We start from the raw sequence: 5,618 nt of genomic DNA on the forward strand, positions 1-5,618 counted from the left end.
GTGGTTGCTAGTACCGGCTTGCTGGCCTATTGCCCAACCTTGGCCAGGCCGAAGGATAAACAGAAATAATCGCAGTTTCGATTGTCGTCTGCATAGACTCGCCGGATGAGTGATAGCCGGAGTGCGATTGACTGGGATTCTGCACGCGCGAGCAACCGTGAGAACTGGGAAGACCGGGTGCCCCTGCACGAAAAGGCCTACGGGATCAGCGACTTGGACGATCCGAACCATCTAACCGGAGTTATTCGGACGGACCTGGCCGCACTCGTGCCGTTCCTCCCGGACGGGACGGTCGCCGGGCTGGATGTCTGTCATCTTCAGTGCCATATCGGCACCGATACTCTTTCTTTGGCCAGGGCTGGCGCCCGGGTCACTGGCGTTGACTTTTCCCCGGCCGCCTTGGCATCTGCTGCCAACTTAGCGGAGCGACTGGGCATCCACGCCGTCTGGGTGGAAAGCGACGTACTTGAGGCCCGTGCCGCCGTCGACGGTTTCTTCGACCTTGTATACACCAGCATCGGAACCATCAATTGGTTCCCTGACCTGCAGCGCTGGGCGGCCCAGGCTGCGGGGCTCCTGCGGGCTGGAGGAACGTTTTACATCCGCGATGGGCATCCAGCTCTCTACGCCATTGACGAGCATGCGGACGGACTGCAGCTTCGATATCCGTACTTTGGGAACGGCGAAGCACAGCAATGGGACGACGAGTCCACCTACGCCGGAGATGGCACGGTGGCTCATTCCCGGACGTATCAATGGGCGCATCCCCTGTCAGACATCATTAACTCCCTTGTGGGGGCGGGTCTGCAGATCCTTCGGGTCGACGAGGACAAAACAATCCCGTGGAGGTTCTCGCCACGCATGGTTGAGGTGCCGGGCGGCTTCGCGTGGCCAGAATCCGAACGTGATCTCGTGCCCTGTACGTTCACGATCATCGCTCGGACGCCAGGCGTGTAGGGCAACGGTGAGAGAGGGTCCTGGCGGCTAGCCCTAGACTTACGGTCTATGAGCTCTCCCTCCGCTGGCCGGCCCGTCAAGCGTGCCACGATCCTTGATGTCGCTGCCGCGGCGGGTGTTTCGCGGCAGACGGTGACCCGGGCGATGAACGACATGCCTGGAATCAAGCAGGAGACGCGTCAACGCGTCCAGGAACTGGCTCGTGAGCTGGGCTACACACCCAGCCGCTATGCCAAGGGCCTCGTCCAAGGCGCCCGCACTTCGGTAGGCCTGGCCATACCCGACCTCACCAACCCATACTTTCCCGCCTTCGCATCCAGCGTTGTGGAAATGGCCACGCTGCGTGGCTGGAACGTGGTGATGGATGATTTTGGTCACGGAAGCGGCAGCAGTCTGGACGCAGTGGAGCGGCTGTCCCCGCACGTGGATGCTGTCATTGGCTACCTGGGTCCGCACGCGGCAGAGGCGCAGGCACTGCTGGGCCATCGACCGGTGGTGGTGCTGGATGACCCCGAAGGAGTCTCGGCCGGCGGCATTTCGTTCGATTACGCCTATGCGGCCAGGCTCGGTCTGGAACATCTTGCCGGCGCCGACCGCACTCGGCTTGCCTACCTGGATTCGGGTCCTGCAGCGCTACTGTCTGCCCGAGGCGCCGCAGTCACCCGTGCGGCCGCGGACCTTGGCATTGAACTCACGGTAGCCCACGCCCGCGAATCCGCCGAAGCCGCGCGGGCCGCCGTTGAGGCACTGCTGTCAGATCAGCCGGCCGTCAACGGGGTCCTTGTCTTTAATGACCTCATGGCAGCGGGGGCACTCAAGGCTCTGGCCGCCCACGGCCGCTCGGTCCCTGGCGATTGCGCCGTGATGGGGATGGACGGGATCCCGCTTGGCGTACTCATGACTCCTGAGTTGACCACCCTCTCGCTGGACCTGCGCGACGTGGGGCGCGCCGCCGTCGAACTCCTCGCCGGGTTGCTGACCGGCACCATTCTGCCGGGCAGCGCAGCTGCGCGGAGAATGCTCCGCCACGAGCTGGTCATCCGCGAATCAGCCTAAGAAGCCCTACCCAAAATGATCGCGTGCGGCTAGTGTTAAGTAGTTCGTGAACGTTCACGAAAACCGAACAGCGCCCGGTGCGGCCCCCCAGCAACCTGCAGCAAGGAAGACCCATGTCAGTTCAGTCACCCGTCATGCCAGCCGGGATCCCAGCCAGTTCCGCCGCGCCGTCCAAGGGCCGCGCCCTGGAGGTTGGCGCTGACCATGCCGCGGCGCTGGCGTCCCTTGAACCGGCCCGTGGCACCTTGCCGGCCCGGGCGTACCTTCGCAGTGACGCTCCCAGGAGGTCCCTGAACGGTGAGTGGCAGTTCCGACTCAGCCCCGGCATCCGGCAGGCACCGGGTGACGGCTGGCAGTCCGGTAAGGACCTCGAGGGATTCACCAGCCTTCCCGTGCCGTCAAGCTGGCCCATGCATGGTCACGGAGCCCCGGCGTACACGAATGTCCAGTTCCCTTTTGCCGTGGAGCCGCCGCACGTGCCGGACGCAAACCCGATCGGCGATCACGTCGTGGAATTCCTGGCCGGCCCGGAGTTCTTCCCCAGGGCCCTTCTCCGGTTCGATGGCGTCGAATCCGCCGCCACGGTTTGGCTCAACGACACGGAACTGGGAACAACCCGCGGGAGCAGGCTGGCGCACGAGTTTGACGTCACCGGGGTTCTGAAAGAAGGCGCCAACGTGTTGGCCGTCCGGGTTGCCCAGTTCTCGGCCGCGAGTTACGTGGAAGACCAGGACATGTGGTGGCTGCCGGGAATCTTCCGGGACGTGACCCTCCAGGCCCGGCCCGAACAGGGAATCGATGACGTGTTTGTGCACGCAGACTACGATCACGTGAGTGGCGAAGGCGTCCTGCGCGTCGAGGTGAGCCGGGCCGGCGAGGCGATTGACGCCGTCGTACGTGTCCCCGAACTGAACCTGGAACTGACCGCCGGCAGCGAACACCGGATCCCGGCCATCTCGCCCTGGTCCGCGGAGCTTCCGCGGCTTTACGCAGCCACTGTCACCGCACCGGGCGAAACCGTGACCTTGCAGCTGGGATTCCGGACTATTTCCATCGAGGACGCCCAGTTCAAGGTCAACGGCCAACGCGTCCTGCTCCGCGGAGTCAATCGCCATGAGCACCACCCCAAGCTGGGCCGTGTGGTGCCGCGCGATGTGGTGGAAACGGAGCTGCGGCTGATGAAGCAGCACAACATTAACGCCATCCGGACTTCCCACTACCCGCCGCACCCCGAGTTCCTGGCGCTGGCGGACCAGTTGGGCTTCTACGTTGTGCTCGAGTGCGACCTCGAGACCCATGGTTTTGAGAGCGCAGGCTGGGCGCAGAACCCCAGTGACGACCCGGCGTGGGAGCCGGCGCTGCTGGACAGGATCCGGCGGACCGTGGAGCGGGACAAGAATCACGCCGCGGTGATCATGTGGTCTTTGGGCAACGAGGCCGGCACGGGCAGGAACCTGGCAGCGATGTCCGGCTGGGCAAAGGACCGGGATCCTTCCCGGCCCATCCACTACGAGGGTGACTGGACGTCGGCGTACGTGGATGTCTATTCGCGGATGTACGCCAGCCAGGCGGAGACGGAACTGATCGGAAAGGGGATCGAGGAGCCGCTGGACGATCCTGAACTGGATGCCCGCCGCCGTGCCATGCCTTTTGTGCTGTGCGAGTACGTACACGCCATGGGCAACGGTCCCGGCGGCATGACCGAATACCAGGAGCTCTTCGACCGGTATCCCCGGCTGATGGGGGGTTTTGTCTGGGAATGGCTGGAACACGGCATCACGGTTACTGGCAAGGACGGCCGTGACCACTTCGCCTACGGAGGCGACTTCGGTGAGGAAATTCACGACGGAAACTTTGTGACCGACGGCCTGGTGGACGCGGACCGCAACCCCCGTCCGGGCCTGCTGGACTTCAAGAAGGTCATCGAACCCCTGCGCATCACTGTGGCCGAGGACTGGTCCGGCTTCACCGTACGCAACGGCTACGACTTCTCGGACACGTCGGCGCTCAGCTTCCGGTATGTGCTGGAGGCCGACGGCGGTGCGGTCGACGGCGGTGCCAACGACGGCGGTGCGGTGCTTGCCGAGGGCGTCGTGGACATTTCGCCGCTGCCGCCTCGTGCGGAAGTCTTCGCTGAACTTCCGGCCGCCCTGGCGTCACTGGCCGGAGGGAGGACGGCTGTCCTGACCATTAGTGTGGTCCTTGCCTCCGGCACGGACTGGGCTGAGGCCGGCCACGAACTCGCGTGGGGGCAGTCGGTTCAGAACTTTGCGGTATCCGGGGGACCGGCAGCGCTTGAACCGGTGGGCGTTTCCCCCGCCACCCTTCGGCTGGGGCCGGTGGTGTTTGACAGGATTTCCGGGCTGCCGATTTCCCTTGGCAATGTGCCCGTGGAGGACTTTCGCCTAGTGCTCTGGTGGGCGCCGACGGACAATGACCTGGGTAGCGAATGGGCCGGTCCGGACCGTCGGCCGCTGGCCACGCAATGGAGCCAGGCCGGGCTCAACAGGCTGCACTCGCGGCTGCTTGGCATCACCGCAGAGCCTGCTTCGGATGGCGGCGAGGTACTGACGGTTCACACCCGGGTGGCCCCGGCGGACAAACAGTTCGGCGTCCTGGTGGACTACACCTGGAGCGCAGACGCAGACTCGGTGAACCTGCGCACCCAGGTCCGTCCGGACGGGGATTGGACCAATGCCGGCTTCCCCGTCGAATGGGCGAGGACCGGCCTGGAGCTTGTTCTTGGCTCCCAGGCGCGGACTGTCAGCTGGTTCGGCCAGGGGCCGCACCAGAGCTACCCCGACACGGGCCAGGGCACCAGGGCGGGATGGTTCACGCTGCCACTGGAGGGCTTCGACGTCGACTATGTCCGGCCGCAGGAGTCCGGCGCCCGGTCAGGCGTGACATCAGCTTCAGTAACGCTCGCCGCGGGTACGCTGGAAATCTCCGGAGCCCCTTTTGCCCTGACGGTCCGTCCCTACAGCCTTGACGCATTGGACGCGGCAACGCACCGCACAGATCTTGTGCCGGACGGTCGGACCTACGTCTATGTGGACCACGCGCTGCGGGGAGTAGGCACCGCGGCCTGTGGACCAGGGGTACTTGAGGCCCATCGGCTCCTGCCCAGGGAAGCAGACTTTTCGGTGGTCCTGCGGGTACGCCCCTGAGCGGGGGCAGCTGCCGCTGCGGGGCGGGACCCATGTGATCCACTCCATATCGAAGGATTCCAGCGCATGGCGTGAACGCGCAATGCGGAGAGCCCCCGAAATCCCTGCAAACTCAGGGATTTCTGGGGGAAGGCAGCCCTTCTTGGGTGGATTTGCCGTCGGGGTTGCGGCCGTGTATTGTTTTCTGAGTCGCCGCCGCTGAAGCGGAAAAATAGCGACAAACCCCCTTCTTCAACAGCCTGAAAATGGCACGCTTCTTAGCGTGCCGGATGCGGGTGGGGCCGGTTCGCCGGAGCAGGAAATCGCGGAAACGCCGATTTGCAAAGCTCCTGGAAACCGGGTAAGTTTGAAAAGTTGCTCCGGAGCGATCCATGGCTGTTGTTTGGTTGTGGTGGTGCCGGGTGTGTCTGTTGTTTGAGAACTCAATAGTGTGCCAAG

The 5,618-nt window shown here is 64.3% G+C and carries 4 protein-coding genes; 3 read left to right on the forward strand and 1 reads right to left on the reverse strand.

The annotated features are described in order from the left end of the window. Positions 1-105: 105 nt before the first annotated feature. The 3 genes from ACLKOZ_RS22385 (at position 106) to ACLKOZ_RS22395 (ending at position 5,180) form a co-directional block, all read left to right on the forward strand. Positions 106-957 carry a class I SAM-dependent methyltransferase gene (locus ACLKOZ_RS22385; protein ID WP_436478462.1) on the forward strand — a complete coding sequence of 284 codons (852 nt, stop codon included), beginning with the start codon at positions 106-108 and terminating at the stop codon, positions 955-957. Between the two features lie 48 nt (positions 958-1,005). Next, the gene (locus tag ACLKOZ_RS22390) at positions 1,006-2,013 is read left to right on the forward strand and encodes a LacI family DNA-binding transcriptional regulator (protein ID WP_436478464.1); all 1,008 of its coding nucleotides are present in this window, start codon (positions 1,006-1,008) and stop codon (positions 2,011-2,013) included. A gap of 113 nt (positions 2,014-2,126) precedes the next feature. Beyond that, positions 2,127-5,180, forward strand: coding sequence for a glycoside hydrolase family 2 TIM barrel-domain containing protein (locus tag ACLKOZ_RS22395; RefSeq protein ID WP_436478466.1), 3,054 nt, complete (start codon positions 2,127-2,129; stop codon positions 5,178-5,180). Between the two features lie 112 nt (positions 5,181-5,292). Here ACLKOZ_RS22395 and ACLKOZ_RS22400 read toward each other — a convergent pair. Continuing rightward, positions 5,293-5,618, reverse strand: a 326-nt coding sequence (locus tag ACLKOZ_RS22400) for a hypothetical protein (protein WP_436478468.1), incomplete at its 5' end; no start/stop codon positions are given.

Origin of the sequence: Arthrobacter sp. R4, assembly GCF_051365025.1 — a bacterium.
GTDB lineage: Bacteria > Actinomycetota > Actinomycetes > Actinomycetales > Micrococcaceae > Arthrobacter.

Coding starts and splice junctions, on each gene's coding strand:
- ACLKOZ_RS22385 (WP_436478462.1), top strand. CDS start 106: ATGAGTGATAGCCGGAGTGCGATTGACTGGGATTCTGCACGCGCGAGC.
- ACLKOZ_RS22390 (WP_436478464.1), top strand. CDS start 1,006: ATGAGCTCTCCCTCCGCTGGCCGGCCCGTCAAGCGTGCCACGATCCTT.
- ACLKOZ_RS22395 (WP_436478466.1), top strand. CDS start 2,127: ATGTCAGTTCAGTCACCCGTCATGCCAGCCGGGATCCCAGCCAGTTCC.